At 71.3% G+C, this 17,664-nt stretch carries 13 protein-coding genes and 1 pseudogene; 10 read left to right on the top strand and 4 right to left on the bottom strand.

Translation table 11 applies throughout. The features are described 5' to 3' along the window. Positions 1-338 precede the first annotated feature (338 nt). The 3 genes and pseudogenes from ACWCXX_RS20570 to ACWCXX_RS20560 all read left to right on the top strand — a co-directional run bounded on the left by ACWCXX_RS20570 (position 339) and on the right by ACWCXX_RS20560 (position 4,369). Positions 339-1,154 (top strand): annotated as a pseudogene (locus tag ACWCXX_RS20570) (IS5 family transposase). A gap of 1,178 nt (positions 1,155-2,332) precedes the next feature. Then, positions 2,333-3,664 carry a hypothetical protein gene (locus ACWCXX_RS20565; RefSeq protein WP_451129185.1) on the top strand — a complete coding sequence of 444 codons (1,332 nt, stop codon included), beginning with the start codon at positions 2,333-2,335 and terminating at the stop codon, positions 3,662-3,664. Between the two features lie 219 nt (positions 3,665-3,883). After that, a complete protein-coding gene (locus ACWCXX_RS20560) occupies positions 3,884-4,369 on the top strand; it encodes a DUF1269 domain-containing protein (RefSeq protein WP_451129183.1) in 486 nt (161 codons plus the stop codon). Positions 4,370-4,478: 109 nt separating this feature from the next. On the opposite strand, the gene ACWCXX_RS20555 is transcribed toward ACWCXX_RS20560, so the two are convergent. Then, complete coding sequence (locus ACWCXX_RS20555; protein ID WP_451129181.1) at positions 4,479-6,128, bottom strand: hypothetical protein; 1,650 nt, start codon at positions 6,126-6,128, stop codon at positions 4,479-4,481. A 741-nt stretch (positions 6,129-6,869) separates the two neighbouring features. Next, the gene (fusA, locus tag ACWCXX_RS20550; RefSeq protein ID WP_451129179.1) at positions 6,870-8,963 is read right to left on the bottom strand and encodes an elongation factor G; all 2,094 of its coding nucleotides are present in this window, start codon (positions 8,961-8,963) and stop codon (positions 6,870-6,872) included. A gap of 491 nt (positions 8,964-9,454) precedes the next feature. Here fusA and ACWCXX_RS20545 point away from each other — a divergent pair, with 491 nt between their 5' ends. Beyond that, positions 9,455-10,087: a class I SAM-dependent methyltransferase gene (locus ACWCXX_RS20545; RefSeq protein ID WP_451129177.1), complete on the top strand. Its 633-nt coding sequence runs from the start codon at positions 9,455-9,457 to the stop codon at positions 10,085-10,087. 37 nt (positions 10,088-10,124) lie between these two features. Here ACWCXX_RS20545 and ACWCXX_RS20540 read toward each other — a convergent pair whose 3' ends face one another. Both ACWCXX_RS20540 and ACWCXX_RS20535 read right to left on the bottom strand, forming a co-directional pair. Continuing rightward, positions 10,125-10,457, bottom strand: a complete 333-nt coding sequence (locus tag ACWCXX_RS20540) for a hypothetical protein (protein ID WP_451129175.1) — start codon at positions 10,455-10,457, stop codon at positions 10,125-10,127. Between the two features lie 113 nt (positions 10,458-10,570). Further along, positions 10,571-11,449, bottom strand: a complete 879-nt coding sequence (locus ACWCXX_RS20535; RefSeq protein WP_451129293.1) for a DUF2510 domain-containing protein — start codon at positions 11,447-11,449, stop codon at positions 10,571-10,573. Positions 11,450-11,565: 116 nt separating this feature from the next. On the opposite strand from ACWCXX_RS20535, the gene ACWCXX_RS20530 reads away from it, so the two are divergent. The 6 genes from ACWCXX_RS20530 to ACWCXX_RS20505 all read left to right on the top strand — a co-directional run bounded on the left by ACWCXX_RS20530 (position 11,566) and on the right by ACWCXX_RS20505 (position 17,662). Then, positions 11,566-12,345, top strand: a complete 780-nt coding sequence (locus tag ACWCXX_RS20530) for a crotonase/enoyl-CoA hydratase family protein (protein ID WP_451129173.1) — start codon at positions 11,566-11,568, stop codon at positions 12,343-12,345. Between the two features lie 265 nt (positions 12,346-12,610). After that, complete coding sequence (locus ACWCXX_RS20525; RefSeq protein ID WP_451129171.1) at positions 12,611-13,657, top strand: S66 family peptidase; 1,047 nt, start codon at positions 12,611-12,613, stop codon at positions 13,655-13,657. Positions 13,658-13,783: 126 nt separating this feature from the next. After that, positions 13,784-14,518 (top strand): FadR/GntR family transcriptional regulator, encoded by a 735-nt coding sequence (locus ACWCXX_RS20520; RefSeq protein WP_451129169.1) that lies wholly within the window; start codon positions 13,784-13,786, stop codon positions 14,516-14,518. Between the two features lie 197 nt (positions 14,519-14,715). After that, a complete protein-coding gene (locus ACWCXX_RS20515) occupies positions 14,716-15,483 on the top strand; it encodes a (Fe-S)-binding protein (protein ID WP_451129167.1) in 768 nt (255 codons plus the stop codon). Next, the gene (locus ACWCXX_RS20510) at positions 15,480-17,033 is read left to right on the top strand and encodes a lactate utilization protein B (protein ID WP_451129165.1); all 1,554 of its coding nucleotides are present in this window, start codon (positions 15,480-15,482) and stop codon (positions 17,031-17,033) included. Before ACWCXX_RS20515 ends, ACWCXX_RS20510 begins: the two co-directional genes overlap by 4 nt. Further along, a complete protein-coding gene (locus ACWCXX_RS20505) occupies positions 17,030-17,662 on the top strand; it encodes a LutC/YkgG family protein (RefSeq protein WP_451129163.1) in 633 nt (210 codons plus the stop codon). The genes ACWCXX_RS20510 and ACWCXX_RS20505 overlap by 4 nt, the downstream gene beginning before the upstream one ends. Positions 17,663-17,664 lie beyond the last annotated feature (2 nt).

Below are 17,664 nucleotides of genomic sequence, written 5' to 3'. Positions count from 1 at the left end.
CGCCGAGAGGGCGGCGCCGGCTGCGGTGATCTGGCGGACGTCGGGGTGTAATGGTGGAGTCGGGTATTGGAACTGCCCGAATGCCTGGGGCTTGACCGCGATCACGGCACCGTTGGCCATGGAGGTCACTCGTCCCAGCCGAACGCGAACTGGCCTGTGGCACTGTCGCGACTGACGTTGCAGCGGTGAGGTGTTAGAGAGAACTCCGACTCGGCCCACCCTACGATCGCCGGAGCGAGGGCCGCCTCCACGTAGTCGACCTCAACGATCTCCAGAGCCCGAACTGAGATGAGGATGTAAGACCGCGTCCTATGTGGTGATCGCTCGTTGGGCTGTTCATGGGGCGGGATACGTGGAGTTGGATTGTTCCGGACGGGCTGTGGGAGATCGCGAAGCCGTTGATCCCGCCGTCGAGGGTGCGTCCGCAGGGCGGCGGGACGCGGGACACGCCTGATGAGACGCTGTTCGCCGCGATCGTCTACGTGCTGGTGAGCGGGTGTGCCTGGCGGGCTCTGCCGCCGTGTTTCGGGGTCTCGAAGTCGACCGCGCACCGCCGGTTCGTCATCTGGTCCAGGGCCGGTGTCTGGGGCCGGCTGCACGAGGCGGTGCTCGACCGCATCGACGAGTGCGGACTGCTCGACGTGACCCGCGTGGTCCTGGACTCCGCCCAGGTACGGGCCAAAAAGGGGGCGTACTCACAGGCCCGAGCCCCGTGGACCGGGGTAAACCGGGTTCCAGGATGCACGTCCTGTCGGACGCGAACGGACTGCCCCCGGTCGTCGGGCTCTCCGCCGCCAACACCCACGACAGCCAGGGCCTGAAGCCCAGGGGGCCGGCCTCCAATCGAGACACGACCCCCACCGCGGCTGGCACTACAAACCCGGAAAGCTCCACGCCGACAAGGCGTACGACATCCCCGACCTGCGGAAATGACTCCGCGGAAAACGGATCGGCGTCCGCAGCGCCCGCAAGGGAATCGAATCCAGCGAACGGCTCGGACGCCGCAGACGGGTCATCGAACGGACCAGGTCGTGGCTGACCGGCTACCGCCGACTCAACCACCGCTACGAACGCCACCCCCGCAACTATCTGGCCTTCCTCGGTCTCGCCGCCCCCTCTGCTGCTACAAACGACTCCTCCGACTCACCACATAGGACACGGTCTTAGCTCCGTTGACGGGCGGGGCGGAGGACCCGGGACGTCGCGCCTGGACATCCGCGGCGGGGGCGCAGGTGCTATGCGCCTGGACGCTGGCGGTAGCGGCGGGGGAGTGCTGAATCTGGACACCGGCGGCGCGGCGGTAGGGTCAACCGCCCTGACAGCGGCGTCTTCCTCGGTACTCTCGCGCTGTGCTCGGTCCAGGAGACCGAACCACTCCGCCTCGTTCAGCTCTTCGCCCGCCCATGCCTTCCATACGGTAACCACGGCGAGCGCCTCGCGCGTACGGTTTCGTGGGGGAACGCGGCAGTCGGAATACCGGGGAGGCGCCCAGTCGCGTATGCGGTGCGCCTTGAGGTCCCGTGCGCCGGGCAGGCTTCGGGCCACGGCCTCGAAGACCAGAGAGTCGACGCCGACCAGTTCGCCGTGACCGCGCCGAGCGCGTTCTGCTCGTTCCCGGAGTCCCCGCAATTCCGTGTACAGGTCAGCCCGTGCCGACCCCCCCACCCCCGTACCCTCGTGGTGTCCTGATCTTCATTCCGTCACCGGGCGCAGACCTGCCCACGCAGCCCTCTGACCGGGTCAGGTTGGTGGCCGACAGTCGATTGGCTACCCCTGCGTCCAGCTTGCTGTCGGCGTCCAAATCGGCAACGCGGCTGGCTACCGCTACCTACTTGGTCGCCGGCATCGTCAAGGCCGTCCTCATCCTTCACCACGCCTCAACCAGATTCCGGGAAGAGCTCGGTGTGCACGGATCGCCGGCGTGGATTGCGGAGCTTCTTCAGTAGATCGGCGCAGTGGTCGGGCCATCATGATGCCTGCGGGCTGCCACGGCAGGGCACGAGAGACGAGGGGCGTTCCGACGATCCATGGTCCCAACCGACCCCGCGAGACACTTCTTCATGAGCAGCCCCTCTCGCCGTGCATTACGCGCCTTCGCCGCTGGGGGGGCAAGGGGTCGCAGGTTCAAATCCTGTCGTCCCGACTCGTGGGAGTCGTAGCTCAGGGGCCGTATCGGAGAGATCCGATACGGCCCCCGAGTCGTTTTCGCCGTCGTGCCCCGGGCGGCCGGCGCTCCCGCTCACCCGAACAACCGGTTCCTCTCGACGCGTGCCGAGATCCGGGTTCCGCTGGCCACGGAGGAGGGGGCACACCGCGACCGGAGGAGGAACCCGTGGCCGAGGCCGGGCAGGACGGGGAAGCCGGTGCGCCCGAGGGAGCGGCGCGTGAGCTGCGGGAGCTGCGCGGACGCGTTGCCGCCCTGGAGGCCGGAGCGGCCGCGCCCCGCGGGCGGCACCGGGCGCGGTCGTTTCTCGCGGTGGTGCTCGTCCTGATCGGGTGCCTGCTCGCCCCGGCGGGGATCGTCGCCTCCTGGGCGGCGGACGAGGTCGGCGACACCGACCGTTACGTCGCGACCGTGGCGCCGCTCGCCTCCGACCCCGATGTGCAGGACGCCGTCGCCGACCGGGTGACCGACGCGCTCATGACGCGTATCGACCTGTCGACCCTGCTCTCCGACGTCGCCCCCCAGGACCGTCCCCGGCTGGAGAAGGCCCTGGGGCGACTCGGGAACGTGCTGGAAGGGGCCGTGCGCGGCTTCGTGCACGACAAGGCCCGGGAGGTCGCGGCCTCCAAGGCCTTCGAGAACATCTGGACCGAGGCGAACCGGGCGGCCCACGCCTCCATGGACAAGGCGCTGACCGGCAGCGGCGGCGGCGCGGTGCGGCTCGAAGGGAACACCGTCACGCTGGACCTGGGCCCGGTGGTCGACCGGGTGAAACAGCGCCTCGTCGACGAGGGAATGCGGGTCGCCGGACGGATTCCCGAGGTGCACACCGACTTCACGCTGGTGAAGTCGGACGACATCGAACGGGTCAGGACCTGGACGCGCCTCCTCCAGCTCGCGGGCGGCTGGCTCCCGGTCCTCGCCGTCCTGCTGGTCGGCGGTGGCGTCCTGCTCTCGGTCCGGCGGCGCAGGGCCCTGGTCGCCGGCGCCCTCGGGGTCGCGGCCACCACCGCGCTGCTCGGCATCGCCCTGCGTGCCTTCAGGGCGTTCTACCTGGACGCCCTGCCGCCGGACGTCTCGCGGGCGGCTGCCGGATCGGTCTACGACACGCTCACTCGCTTCCTGCACACGACGGTCCGGATGGCCGTTGCCCTCGGCGTCGTCGTCGCCCTGGCCGCCTGGCTCACCGGCACCGGGCGCCGGGCCGGTCTCGTCAGGAGTCTGTGGACCGCGGGCATCGGAGCCGCCCGGACCGCCGCCGACCGGGCAGGACTGCGGACCGGTCCGGTCGGCCCGTTCGTGCACCGGTGCCGGACCTGGATCGTCTGGCTCCTCGTGGCGGCGGGGCTCGTGGCGTACCTCCTGTGGCCCCATCCCACCGGCTGGGTCGTCGTCGGTCTGGCCCTGGCCCTGCTGTTCGCCCTCGCGCTGGCGGATTTCCTGGGAGCCGGAGCCGGAGCCGGAGCCGGAGCCGATGAGGCGGGGGAGCGTACGGGCTGATGCCCTCCGGGCCGGGCCCGTCGGCCCGTCGGCCGTGAAGGGCGGGCGCCGGATCCTGGCGGAACGCGCCCTTCCTCTTCATCCGGGCCCGTGAGGGCGTCCGCTCACCGTGCGGTTCCCCGCGCTCCCGCCAATCGAATCAGGCGAAATGCGCCCCATGTCGAATTCGCCTAGTTTGAGGTTTCGTCGATCGCGCACAATAGCGCCCGGAGGAGTCCCATGGCCACGTTGACCGTATGGAAGTTCGATACGCCCGAGGGGGCCGGCAGCGTCGAGAGCACGCTCCTGGACCTGCAGAAGCAGGAGCTGATCAAGGTGCTGGACGCGGCCACGGTCAGCTGGCCGGCGGAGGCGGGGAAGCCGAAGACGAAGCAACTGCACAACCTCGCGGGAGCGGGCGCCCTCTCCGGCACCTTCTGGGGGATGCTCTTCGGCCTCCTCTTCTTCATGCCGCTGCTCGGTGCCGCGGTCGGTGCCGCGGCCGGTGCGCTGGGCGGCAAGATGGCCGACGTCGGCATCGACGACGACTTCATCGACTCGGTCAAGTCGCAGGTGACCCCGGGTACTTCGGCGCTCTTCCTGCTCTCCCAGGAAGCCGTGGTCGAGCGGGTGCGGAACGCCTTCTCCGGCGGCCACACCGAACTGATCCACTCCAACCTGGACAGCGAGAAGGAGGCCAAGCTCCGCGAGGTCTTCGCGAACTGAGCCGACGGCCCCGGGGCGGGGCGGCGCGTGCGGTGGCACCGGTCGGGAACACTCGGCCGGTGCCCTGGCGCCGGAAGCGTCTGAATGCCCAATTTCCGTTCTTCCAAGGTCACTTGACACTAAGGTGCTCACCGATCCGCCGTTCGGGAACGGGGAGTGACGGATGGCGCTGGACGATGTCCTGGCACATTTGACCTTCAGGGAAAGATTCACTCGCAGGAGAGTGCGCTTCGAGCGCAGATCCGGCGTGCTCGCCATCCAGGTCGAGGGCGCGCCCGGCCCCGTCCGGCAATGGCTCGGTGCCCTGCTCAGGAGTTACCGGGGCATCGTGCCGGTCGACAATCCGAGCGGCCTCCGGGACGGGTGGGACGAGGAGGCCCTGGTCGTCGAGCAGTCGCAGGCGATGACCGAGGGGTGCGGGTACGGGGGCCGGGTGGCTCACGGCCTGCCGATAGTCTTCCCGCGCTTCGCCGCCGCGCGCACGGCGCTCTACGACTGGCAGCCCGTCCCCACCCAGTCCCGGCCGTGGCAGATCGGGGACCTGAAGAGGCAGATCAGGGAGGCGATCACCGAGGAGCGCCGGCAGACCCTGCCCGAACTGCGCCCCCGGCTCGACCCCCTCCTGGAGGACCCGTACGTCAGCGAGGGCAGGGGCGGACTGCTCGGCCTCCTGCTGAAGGCGGTCAACGCCTTCCGGTTCCCCCACCACCGGACGGTCCGCTGGTACGGCACCGAGCGCTTTCCCCGGCAACGCACCTTCGAGGCGGTCTGCGAGGAACTGGAACGCCTGCGCGACGAGCCGGCGGAGACGAAGCAGCTGCTGCTCGTCGAGGCGCTGCTCGCCGACATCGACGCGCACTACGGAGTGGTCCGCCGACTCAACCGGGCGCGCCGCCCCGTCCTCCTCCTGCCGGACGTGGACACCGTCCCCGCGCGGCGGATCATTCGGGACCGGCTCATCGCGGCGTACGACGGGGAGTCCCGCGGCCTGCGCGTGTACCCGGTGGTCGTCACCACCTCGGAACCCGGCGGGGCCGGCCTCGGCGTCTACTACGGCTTCCTCCGCAAGCCGGAGAGCTGCGGAAACGGCCTCCAGGTCCACGGCACGGAATGCCTGGGCGTCTCCGACGGCAGCGGTGTGTTCATGCCCGAGGCCAAGGGCATGTCCGAGATCTTCGCGCACATCGCGGAACAGAACAGGGCGGTCGCCGGCAAGAAGCACGCGACCGTCGCCCTGCTCATCCCGATGGAGTCGGACAACCCGGCGGTGCGGCGGCAGATCCTCAGCGAGGTGCAGGGCGCCTGCCTGGCCCAGGCCGGGGCGAACGGCGCGGACGCCGCGAAGCCGCCCATCCGCCTCGTCCTCGCGAACCCCGGCAAGGCGTACGGGCAGTGGAAGATGACGGTCGACCAGTTCACCCGGCAGGAGCCGGACCTGAGGGCCATCGTCGGCTACAACCGCTCGTTGCGGGGCGCCTTCACCGAGGCCAGGGCTGCCAAGGGCCGAGGCGGTGTCCAGCACATGCGCTCCGAGTCCCCCGGCGTCGAGGAACCGGGCGTCGCCCCCGACGAGTTCGAGGACTTCGCGGGCAACATCTGCCGCTCCAACGCCCGTGTCGTCTACTTCGCCGGCCGGGCCCTGCACCTGAAGCTCTTCGTGAACAAGCTGGCCACCACCTACTGCCGCGAGAAGAAGTCGTACACCGTGATCACCGGTTCCGACGCCACGGCGCTCGACCAGCGGCTCGACGACGCCCACCGCGCCCTGCTCCAGGGCGATCCGGGCTCCGGCAAACCGTCCGTCACCATCCGCTACGCCGCCCCGGCACACCCCGACGCGTGGTCCATCGAACTCGCGAAGTGGCGGAAGGACCCGAACCGGAGGACACAGCGCCCGCCGCCGTACCTCCGGGAGGCCCAGGACGCCATGACCGCCCTGCGCCGCGACATCACGGCCCAGGGCGGAGCCATCGGCGACGTCTACCTCGACGACGGCCGCACCATCGTCACGTACGACTTCGTCCTGACCGCGTCCAGGGCGCTGGCCCGAGCGGTTCACACCAGCGGGCAGGAAGTGCCGACGGCCGACCGGATCCGCAAGGACCTCGGCAAGCTGAACGCCGATCTGCGGGTACGGGGAGCCGGTGGCTGGGGCTGTCTCACCAACGCGGGCAACCCGTACAACAAGGCCCTGTCCGTGGTCCAGCTCGAACCCGGCTCGAAGAAGCCGACGTTCGAGGGGGGCCTGGCCGACCGGGCGCGCCCCCGCCCAGGAGGACGACTGCGTGATCCCGGCCCACCCGTAGCGGCGGGACGCCATGCCCGGGGAGAACCGCACCGCCCCGGGAGAACCGAGCCACGGCACATCCGCACGGGCCCGGGGAGGACCGTGCCCCGGACCCGCCATGTCCCGGGCCCGGCGCGTCGTCCCCGGCGCGTCGTCCCCGCCCCCGCCGTGCCGGTCCCGCCCCCGGCGGGGGCGGGACCGGCACGCTTCCCGCTACCGGACCGGTGCGCCGGAGGACACCGCGCCCGGAGCCGGGGCGTAGCCCGCGGGACGGGTGGTGAAGGTGCCCCGGCCCTGCGTCCGGCTGCGCAGCCGGGTCGCGTAGCCGAACAGCTCCGCCAACGGCACGGTCGCGGTGATCACCGCCGTGCCCGCCCGGGTGGTCGAGCCGGAGACCCGGCCGCGCCGCGCCGCCAGATCGCCGAGGACCCCGCCCACGGCGTCGTCCGGCACCGTGACCGTGACCTCCGCCACCGGCTCCAGCACCACCATCGCGCAGGCGCGCAGCGCCGCACGGAGCGCGAACCGGCCGGCCGTGCGGAACGCCATCTCCGAGGAGTCCTTGGAGTGGGTGGCCCCGTCGGTCAGCACGACCCGCAGCCCGGTCACCGGATGCCCGCCGAGCGGACCCTCGGCCAGGGCGTCCCGGCAACCCGCCTCCACCGCCCGGACGTACTCCTGCGGCACTCGCCCGCCGACGACGGTCGACCCGAACGCGAAGCCGCCGTCGTCGCCGTCGCGGTCACCGGTGACGTCCAACGGCGCCACGTCGAGGACGACATGGGCGAACTGCCCGGCGCCGCCGTCCTGCTTCACGTGCCGGTACACCAGCCCGGACACCCCGCGCACGACCGTCTCCCGGCAGGCCACCTGCGGCCGGCCGACACCGATCTCCAGCTCGTGGGCACGACGGATCTTCTCCACCGCGACCTCCAGATGCAGTTCCCCCATGCCCGACAGCACCGTCTGCCCGGTCTCGGGATCGGTCCGCACCCGCAGCGAGGGGTCCTCCTCGACCAGCCGGGCCAGCGCCGTCACCAGCCGTTCGGTGTCGGTGCTCCGACGGGCCTCCACCGCCACGGAGACGACCGGGTCGGCCGAGGACGGCGGTTCGAGGACCAGGGGCGCCGCCGGGTCGCACAGGGTGGTACCGGCCCGGCCGCTCCTGAGCCCGATCACCGCGACGATGTCCCCGGCCACCGCCGTGTCCACATCGGTGTGCCGTCCGGCCTGCACCCGCAGGATGCGGCCCACCCGCTCGGTGCGCCCGGCGCCCGCGTCCAGCACCGTGTCCCCCTTCCGCAGCGTTCCCGAGTACACCCGCAGGTAGTTCAGCCGACCGGTGGCCGTCGAGTTCACCTTGAACACCAGCGCGGCGAACGGCGCCGCCGGATCGGCCGCGCGTTCCCGCACCGCGCCGTCCAGGGTGCCGCGCACCGCCGGAACGTCCAGCGGGGAGGGCAGATAGGCCACGACGGCCTCCAGCAGCGGCTCGACACCGCGGTTGCGGTAGGCGGAGCCGCACAGCACCACCACGCCCTCACCGGTGCGGGTGAGGTCGCGCAGCGCGGTGCCCAGGGTCTGCTCGCGGAGCGCCGACCGCTCGCAGAACTCCTCCAGCGCCGCCGGGTGAAGCTCCGCCACCGCCTCCTCCAGGAGCCGCCTGCGCCGGTGCGCCTCCTCGCGCAGGGCGTCCGGCACCGGCCCCTCCTCGACACCGTCGCCGTCGGCCCACACCAGCGCCCGCATGCGCACCAGATCCACGACGCCGGTGAACCTGTCCTCGCTCCCGATCGGCAGCTGGACCACCAGCGGAACCGTGTGCAGCCGGTCCCTGATCGACGCGACCGCGGTGTCGAGATCGGCGCCGGCCCGGTCCAGCTTGTTCACGAAGGCGATCCGCGGCACCCCGTGCCGGTCCGCCTGCCGCCACACCGACTCGCTCTGCGGCTCCACGCCCGCGACGGCGTCGAACACCGCGATCGCGCCGTCGAGCACCCGCAGCGAGCGCTCCACCTCGTCGGAGAAGTCGACGTGGCCCGGGGTGTCGATGAGGTTGATCCGGTGGCCGTCCCAGACGCAGCTCACCGCGGCGGCGAAGATGGTGATCCCGCGGTCGCGTTCCTGGGAGTCGAAGTCGGTGACGGTCGTGCCGTCGTGGACCTCGCCCCGTTTGTGGACGGCGCCGGTCAGATAGAGGATCCGTTCGGTGACGGTGGTCTTGCCGGCGTCGACGTGGGCGAGGATGCCCAGGTTGCGGACGTCGGTGGGGGCGCCGGTGGGAGGACGGTGGATGTCGGTACGCACGGCCCATGGCCTTTCGGAGTGATCCGGAACGGGTCGGCGCGATTCCCGGACGAACCGGCCCGTGACCGGGCCGCACGGAGCCCCGTGACACGGCACCTCGCATCGAGGCACGACCGCGCGGGCGCGTCGGCGCCGGTGGTTCTTCGGGGGTCAGTCGTTCGTCGCGGGTGTCCGATGCGGGCCGCGCAGCCTGCACCGGGCGCACGAAGACACCAGGATCACCTCGTACCGTGACCGGGGGACGACGACAGCGGCGCGGTGGCGCACGACCGGTCTCCCCTCACTCGTCACGGTGCGCGCCACGATGCCGTCGTGGTGCGCGATTCGTTGCGACTGTAGTGAACCCGGGACCGGTCGGTAAACCGGATATTCGGCTGTCCCGTCTTCCCTGACGGCCTCATGTCCCGTGACGGGGACGGGCGTTGAAGGCAACGTCGATTGATGAAACGATCCCGGCACATGACACGGGCAAAGGGGAAGGAACCACAACGATGGACGAGGAGCACGGTCTCACCGCCGCCACGGTGTTCGACGCCCTGGGCGCGGACTACGAGCGGGCGTTCGGTGAATCCGCCGCCCATCACGCCTCGTTGAGTCGCCTGCTGGATCGGCTGGCGCCGCACAGCAGGGTCCTGGACGTCGGCAGCGGAACGGGGCGGCCGACCGCGCAGACCCTGGTCGAGGCGGGCCACCGGGTGCTGGGGGTCGACGTCTCGCCCGTCATGGTCGAGCTGGCGGCCCGGCAGGTGCCGGGCGCGGTCTTCGAGTGCGCGGACATTCTCGAACTCCCGCTGGAGGAGGGGAGTTTCGACGCCGTCTGCGTGTACTTCTCGCTGTTGCAGATGTCCCGCGACGAGCAGTCCCGGCTGCTGCGGAAAACGCGGCGGCTGCTGGTTCCCGGGGGGCAGCTGGTCGTCGCGACGGTGCCCCTGGACGTGGAGGACGTCGGGACCGTCTTCATGGGCCACCCGGTGCGGGCGACCAGCTTCGGCCCGGAGGAGTTCACCGAACTGGTCACCGGGGCCGGCTTCTCGGTCGTGTGGGAGCAGAGCACCCTGTTCACCCCGGACCACGAGGCGGCGGCGACCGAACCGCAGGTGTTCCTGCACTGCCGACGGGTCTGACGTCCGGGCCGCCCCGGACGCCGGGCCCGTCGTCGGTTCAGCGCTCGGCCGGCAGCGATTCCGGGGTGCGGCGCAGGTGCCGCACCCCGGAGCGCCGCCGGCCGGCGAGGGTGCCGGGGCGCCCGCAGGCGTGCAGCGGGTCCTTCCAGCGGCGCAGCGCCTGCCTGCCGCACCTGCGCCACTGCGCGGGCGAGAAGGGAACGGGCTGCCCGCCCCGCGTCACCAGCGCGTTCACCGGGGCCATCGGGTCCGCCGCCGCGGCCTTGGCGAGCAGTACGCCGATCACCAGCGGGGCCAGGGTCACGGCCAGGGTCGTACCGGCCGAGGCCACGTGCTGGAGGCGGGGGCGGTGCGGGGCATCAGGAAGCATGCAGCCATTGGACCGGCGGCGGCCTCCTCGGGGGATGGGCCGACATACTCAGCCCGGTGGGCCCTTCGTACTCATACGCATGTGTGTCCGATATTTGCGTTCGCTCCCCGGCCCTACGCGGTGGTGCCGGGGCCCGCGTCCGTTCCCGAGGCGGCCTTGATGCCCTTGGTGATGTCGTCCATCACGGAGAGCGGGGGCGCCTCGGAACTGACGTCGAAGCCGGAGCGGACGACGATCAGCATGTCCGGGGAGCGAGGGGACGGGAAGGCCAGCGACTGGACGTAGCCGTCGTCGCCGTTCTTCGTCACGACCTTCCAGCGGACCAGGTACCCCTTCTCGCCGGCCACGGTGACCGCCTCCGACCTGAGCTCCTCGTGCGAGGTGATGCCCCCGTAGATCTTCTCGCCGTACGAGTCGGAGGCGTTGGCGGCGATGTCCTTCAGTGCCGTGGCCCTGGGCGTCGTGGTGTCGAGCTTCAGCCCCTTCGCGGGCATGGAGAACACCCCGCCGCGCACGCACTGCTCGGACCTGTCGCCGGGGCAGGGGTACTCGCCCGTGGTCACTCCCGCGCCCGCGATCCCCGAGGTGCCCTTCCAGCCGTCGGGCACCGGGAGGCTGATGCCGCTGGTCAGGTCCGTGGCGTAACCGTCCTCGGCCTGCGGGGCCCGCCGGCCGGGGCCCTCGTCCCCGCCCTCGCCCCCGGGCGCCCCCGGACCGCGCCGGGGACCGTCGGACGGCGGGGCGGACGGCACCGCGGACGCGCGCTCCGGGGAGCCGCCGGAGCGGTCCGCCCACAGGAAGACACCGCCCCCGACGGCGGCGAGGGCCACCACGCCGGCGGTGAGGCCGATGCCGACGCGCATCCGGCGACGCCGGACCACGGCGGGCGGCACGCGGAGGTGATCGGTCCACCGGGCGCCGTCCCACCAGCGCTCGTGAACGGGGCCTGTTCCTGTGTGCCCGGGGTCTGGGTGCCAGCCGGGCGGACTCATCTGGGTCACGGGCCCCACCGTAGAACCATTGCGTGAGAATCGCATGAATCAGCTGTGCCGACGGGGACGGGGCGCTCTCCGCCGTCCCCGCGCGATCCTCCGAGGGAGGCCGAACAATGGGTGGAAGATCAGCCGTGCGGATCGAGCGCGACGGTGCCGTGTTCACGGTGATCCTGAGTCGGCCCGGGGTCCGCAATGCCGTGGACGGGCCGACCGCAATTCAACTGGCCGATGCATTCCGTGAGTTCGACGAAGACCCGGACGCGTCCGTCGCCGTGCTGTGGGGCGAGGGCGGTACGTTCTGCGCGGGTGCCGACCTGAAGGGCATCGGTACGGAGCGGAGCAACAAGGTCCTGGCCGACGGCGACGGGCCGATGGGGCCGACCCGGATGCGCCTGAGCAAGCCCGTCATCGCGGCGGTCTCCGGTCATGCGGTGGCCGGGGGCCTGGAACTGGCCCTCTGGTGCGACCTCCGGGTGGCCGAGGAGGACGCGGTGTTCGGGGTGTTCTGCCGTCGCTGGGGCGTGCCGCTGGTGGACGGTGGAACGGTACGGCTGCCGCGCCTGATCGGTGAGAGCCGAGCCATGGACATGATCCTCACCGGGCGGCCCGTCCCGGCCGCCGAGGCGTACGCGATGGGGCTCGCCAACCGGATCGTGCCGCCCGGCGAGGCACGCGGAGCGGCGGAGCGGCTGGCCCGGGAGATCGCCGCCTTCCCGCAACTGTGCCTGCGCCACGACCGGTTGTCGGTGCGCGAGCAGCACGGCCTGAGCGAGCCGGAGGCGCTGACCGCGGAGTACCGGCACGGTCTGGTGCCGCTGACGGCGGGGGAGACGCAGGCCGGGGCCGAACGGTTCGGGAGCGGTGCGGGCCGCCACGGATCCTTCGACGACTGAGACGACTGAGACGACTGAGACGACTGAGACGACTGAGACGACTGAGGCGTTTGACGGGCGGACGGAAGGGGCGGACGGAAGGGGCGGACGGAAGGGGCGGACGGAAGGGGCGGACGGAAGGGGCGGACGGAGGGGGCGGACGGAGGGGGCGGACGGAGGGGGCGGACGGAGGGGGCGGACGGAGGGGGGCGGGCCCGGCCGGTCCATGGCCGGCCGGGTCGAAAACTCCGACGACGTCGTCTTCGGAGCCGCCTACGCTCACCGGATGTCGATCAACCAGTACCCCGCCAAGCCCCGGCCCGGTGACCGGGTCGCCGTGCTGTCCCCCTCCTCCGGCCTCCCCGGCATCCTGCCCCTGCCCCATGAGCTGGGGCTGCGCAGGCTCCGCGAAGAATTCGGGCTAGAACCGGTGGAGTACCCGACGACGCGGAAGATGGGCTCCACTCCGCGGGAACGGGCCGCCGACATCCACGCTGCGTTCGCCGACCCCGACATCAAGGCAGTGATCGCAAGCATCGGCGGCGACGACCAGATCACCGTGCTGCCGCACCTGGACCGCGATCTGCTGCGCGCCAACCCCAAGCCCTTCTTCGGATACAGCGACAACACCAACCTGCTGGTGTTCCTCGACAACCTGGGCATCGTCGGCTATCACGGCGGCACGGTGATGTGCGAGCTGGGGCGTCCAGGCGCGATGCACCCGCTGACCGCCGATTCCCTGCGGGCCGCGCTCTTCACCCGCGGCGCCTTCCAACTCACCCCCTCCAAGGAGACCAACGGCGCGAACGGCCGGTGGGAGGAGCCGCGCACCTTCGACTCCGAACCCGAGATGCACCCCTGCGGCGGCTGGACCTGGCACAACGCCGACGGCCGGACCGTGAAGGGCGCGAGCTGGGGCGGAGAACTGTCGATCCTGTCCTGGTTGCTGATGGCCGGCCGCGAGATCCGGCCGGTGGACAGCTACGCGGGGCGGGTGCTGTTCCTCGAAACGTGCGAGGAGATGCCCTCGGCGGAGGAGGTCTACCGGATTCTGCGGAGCATGGGGGAGCGGGGCCTGCTCGCGCAGTTCCCCGCCCTCCTCATGGGCCGGGCCAGGAACTGGTCGTTCGAGCAGCCGCTCGACGCCGAGGCGGGGGAGCGGTTCCGCGAGGAGCAACGGCAGGCGGTCCTGCGGGCGTTGGGCGAGTACGCCCCCGGCACCATGGCCGTCCTCGATGTCGACCTCGGCCACACCGACCCCCAGCTGGTCATTCCGTACGGCGGGCGGATCGAGGTGGACGGAATGGGCCGCCGCATCGTCGTCACCTACTGAGCCGGAGCGGGGGAGCGGGCAGCGCCGGATCTTTGGTCCGACCATACGTGGTGTGTGACATAGTTGAAGATCGGGCAGCAGAAGCGACGGCAACCGGACGATTCCGGCCGAGGCAGGGGGTGACGGATGCCCGTCGAATGGCAACCCGTACGACAGTCCCGTACGCATGAACTCGTGCTCCAGAGCATCGAGGAGCGGGTGTTCGCCGGTGAGCTCCGTGCGGGCGACCGGCTGCCGCCCGAGCGCGAGCTCGCGCCGGTGCTCGGGGTCAGCCGGTCCGCGTTGCGCGAGGCGCTGAGGGTGCTGGAGACCATCGGCGTACTGGTCGCCCAGCCGGGCCGGGGGCCGGACGCCGGGGCGCGTATCGTGCGCAACCCCGACGACGCGCTCGGGCGGCTGCTGCGCCTGCACTTCGCCCTGGGCAGCTACAGCCTGGAGGACGTCCTGGAGGCGCGGGTCGTGCTGGAGCGGTCCAGCTTCGAGGCGGCCGCGCGGCACGCCTCGGCGGAGGACCTCGACGAGGCGGAGACGCTGGTCGCGCGGATGGGGGAGCCCGGCATCGGAGTGGCCGAGTTCAACGACCTGGACACCCGCTTCCACGTGCACATCGCCCGCAGCTCCGGCAACGAGCTGACCTCCACGCTCACCTCTGCCGTCCGCGAGTCGGTGCGGCCCCTGATCCTGCGGGCGCTGGAGGAGGCGGAGGACTGGCCGGCCACGGCCGCCGCGCTCGACACGGAACACGCCGAGCTGCTCGGTCTGGTGCGGGCGGGCCGGGGCGCGAAGGCCGCGGACCTGGTCGAGCGGCATATCCGCAACCTGCACGGCACGCTGGTCGACGAGAACTCCGGCCGCGCGTAAGGGCCCGCCCGACAGGGCCTGGGCTCGGGCCCGGACTCCGGCTCGGCCTGCGGAGTCCGGCGCCGTGCGTATGTATTTGTCAGGTGCATGACCTTAGGCATCCGCGTCCCGTCCGGTGTGCGCGGCATCGTCTTCACGATTCGGACCGAGGCTAGTATGGTCGGACCATAAAACTGGAGAAACGATCGGAGAGACCCATGCGCATCGGACTCTTCGCCACCTGTCTGGGAGACACCCTCTTCCCCGAGGCGGTGAAATCGACCGCGGTCCTGCTCGCCCGCCTGGGCCACGACGTGGTCTTCCCGCCGGGGCAGACCTGCTGCGGCCAGATGCACGTCAACACCGGCTACCAGCGCGAACCCCTGCCCCTGGTGCGGAACTTCGCGGACCAGTTCGGCGACGCCTCGATCGAGGCCGTCGTCATGCCGTCCGGGTCCTGCGCGGGCTCGGTCCGTCACCAGCACGAGATCGTCGCCGAGCGGTACGGGGACCCGGCGCTCCGGGCGGGCGTCGCCACCGTCAAGGCCAAGACGTACGAACTGTCGGAGCTCCTCGTCGACGTCCTGGGCGTCGAGGACGTCGGCGCGTACTTCCCGCACCGGGTGACGTACCACCCCACCTGTCACTCCCTGCGCATGCTCCGCGTCGGTGACAAGCCGCTGAAGCTGCTGCGCGCCGTCGACTCCATCGATCTCGTCGAGCTGCCGGAGGCCGACTCCTGCTGCGGATTCGGTGGCACCTTCGCCGTCAAGAACGCCGAGACGTCCACCGCGATGCTCCAGGACAAGATGCGCAACATCGCCGCGACCGGCGCCGGGGTCTGCACGGCGGGCGACTCGTCCTGTCTGATGCACATCGGCGGCGGACTCTCCCGCATCGAGTCGGGCACCCGCACCCTGCACCTCGCCCAGATCCTCTCCGCCACCCGCACCTCGCCGTACGTCCCGACGGAGGCCGTCCGATGAGCAGCACCTTCCTCGGCATGCCCGCGCCCCCGCCCCGTTCCCCGTACGGAACGGGCAATCTGCGCGGCGACCGGAAATTCCCCCGGGCCGCGCACGACGAACTGCGCAACGAACAACTGCGCCGCAACCTCGGCCGGGCCACCCGCACCATCCGTGCCAAACGCCTCGACGTCACCGGCGAACTGCCCGACTGGGAGGCGCTGCGCGACGCCGGTTCGGCCATCAAGACCGACGCCATGAACCGGCTCCCCGAACTCCTGGAACAACTGGAGCGAAAGGTCACCGAGCGCGGCGGCGCCGTCCACTGGGCGCGCGACGGAGCCGAGGCCAACGAGATCGTCGCCCGGCTGGTCGAGGAGACGGGCAGCAGCGACGTCATCAAGGTCAAGTCGATGGCCACCCAGGAGATCGGCCTCAACGAGCACCTCGAATCGGTCGGCATCACCCCGTACGAGACGGACCTCGCCGAACTGATCGTCCAGCTCGCGCACGACAAGCCGTCACACATCCTGGTGCCCGCGATCCACCGCAACCGCGACGAGATCCGGCAGATCTTCCTCAAGGAGATCCCGGGCGTCGACCCGGGCCTGGACAACGTGCCCGCGCATCTCGCCGCCGCCGCCCGCGCCTATCTGCGCGAGAAGTTCATGACGACCGGGGTGGCGGTCTCCGGCGCCAACTTCGGCATCGCGGAGACCGGAACCCTGTCCGTCGTGGAGTCCGAGGGCAACGGCCGCATGTGCCTGACGATGCCCGACACCCTGATCACCGTCATGGGCATCGAGAAGGTGCTGCCGCGCCATCAGGACCTCGAAGTCTTCCTCCAGTTGCTGCCCCGTTCCTCCACCGGCGAGCGGATGAACCCGTACACCTCGCTGTGGACCGGTGTGACACCGGGCGACGGGCCGCAGAACTTCCACCTGGTCCTGCTCGACAACGGACGCACCGCCGCACTCGCCGACCGGATCGGCCGCGAGGCGCTCAACTGCATCCGCTGCTCGGCCTGCCTCAACGTCTGCCCGGTGTACGAACGGACCGGCGGCCACGCGTACGGCTCGACGTACCCCGGACCGATCGGAGCCGTCCTGACACCGCAGCTCGCGGGGATGCACGCGGCCAAGGACGACCCCAACAGCTCGCTGCCGTACGCCTCCAGCCTCTGCGGCGCCTGCTTCGACGCCTGCCCCGTCAAGATCGACATCCCCTCGCTGCTGGTCGAGCTGCGCCACCAGAACACCGAGCAGGCCGGGTTCACCGCCGAGAAGCTCGCCATGAAGGCCGCGGCCACCGTCATGAAGCACCCGAAACTCTTCACGGCGGCGCAGAAGGGCGCGGGGCTCGGCCGTGTGATGGGCGGACGCGACGGGAAGATCTCGCACCTGCCGCCGCCGTTCGACGGCTGGAGCGACAGCCGGGACACCGCCGCCCCGCCGAAGCAGACCTTCCGCTCCTGGCTGGCATCGGCCGAGGGCGCCGCGACGATGCGGGCCGCCGCAGCCGAGCACCGCGGGAACGAGAAGAAGGACGAGAAGAAGGAGGAGGGGAAGTGACGACCGCCCGTGACACGGTACTGGGCCGGATCAAGGACGCCCTGGCCCTCGCCCCCGCCCGGGACGTCACCGTCCCGCGCGCCTACCGCACCGGCCGCACCCTCCCCGACGACGCGCGCCTGGCCCTCTTCACCGACCGGCTCGTCGACTACCGGGCGACGGTGCACACCTGCACCACCGACCGCACCGCACAGGTCCTTGCCGAGGTGCTGCGGGAACGCGGGGCCCGGCGGATCGGGGTGCCGGCGGGGCTCGACGAACGATGGCTCGACGCGTACGACGGCGAGGTCCAGCAGGACTCCGGCACCGTTCCGGCACCCCGCCTCGGCGAGCTCGACGGGGTCGTCACGGCCTCGGCCGTGAGCTGCGCCGAGACGGGCACGATCTTCCTCGACGGCTCGCCCGACCAGGGACGCCGGGCGCTGTCCCTCGTGCCCGATCTGCACGTGTGCGTCGTCGACCTGTCGACGGTCGAGGTCGGCGTGCCGGAGGCGGTGGCGCGCCTGGTGCCCGGACGGCCGACCACACTGATCAGCGGCCCCTCGGCCACGTCCGACATCGAGCTGGAACGGGTGGAGGGCGTGCACGGCCCGCGCACCCTGGCGGTGGTGATCCGGACGGACGCGTGAGA

The sequence above is a fragment of the Streptomyces sp. NPDC001732 genome, from assembly GCF_053596315.1.
This window is presented reverse-complemented; position numbering and strand designations above follow the sequence as displayed.

Coding starts and splice junctions, on each gene's coding strand:
- ACWCXX_RS20560 (WP_451129183.1), top strand. CDS start 3,884: ATGGCCACGTTGACCGTATGGAAGTTCGATACGCCCGAGGGGGCCGGC.
- ACWCXX_RS20545 (WP_451129177.1), top strand. CDS start 9,455: ATGGACGAGGAGCACGGTCTCACCGCCGCCACGGTGTTCGACGCCCTG.
- ACWCXX_RS20540 (WP_451129175.1), bottom strand. CDS start 10,457: ATGCTTCCTGATGCCCCGCACCGCCCCCGCCTCCAGCACGTGGCCTCG.
- ACWCXX_RS20535 (WP_451129293.1), bottom strand. CDS start 11,449: ATGAGTCCGCCCGGCTGGCACCCAGACCCCGGGCACACAGGAACAGGC.
- ACWCXX_RS20530 (WP_451129173.1), top strand. CDS start 11,566: ATGGGTGGAAGATCAGCCGTGCGGATCGAGCGCGACGGTGCCGTGTTC.
- ACWCXX_RS20525 (WP_451129171.1), top strand. CDS start 12,611: ATGTCGATCAACCAGTACCCCGCCAAGCCCCGGCCCGGTGACCGGGTC.
- ACWCXX_RS20520 (WP_451129169.1), top strand. CDS start 13,784: ATGCCCGTCGAATGGCAACCCGTACGACAGTCCCGTACGCATGAACTC.
- ACWCXX_RS20515 (WP_451129167.1), top strand. CDS start 14,716: ATGCGCATCGGACTCTTCGCCACCTGTCTGGGAGACACCCTCTTCCCC.
- ACWCXX_RS20510 (WP_451129165.1), top strand. CDS start 15,480: ATGAGCAGCACCTTCCTCGGCATGCCCGCGCCCCCGCCCCGTTCCCCG.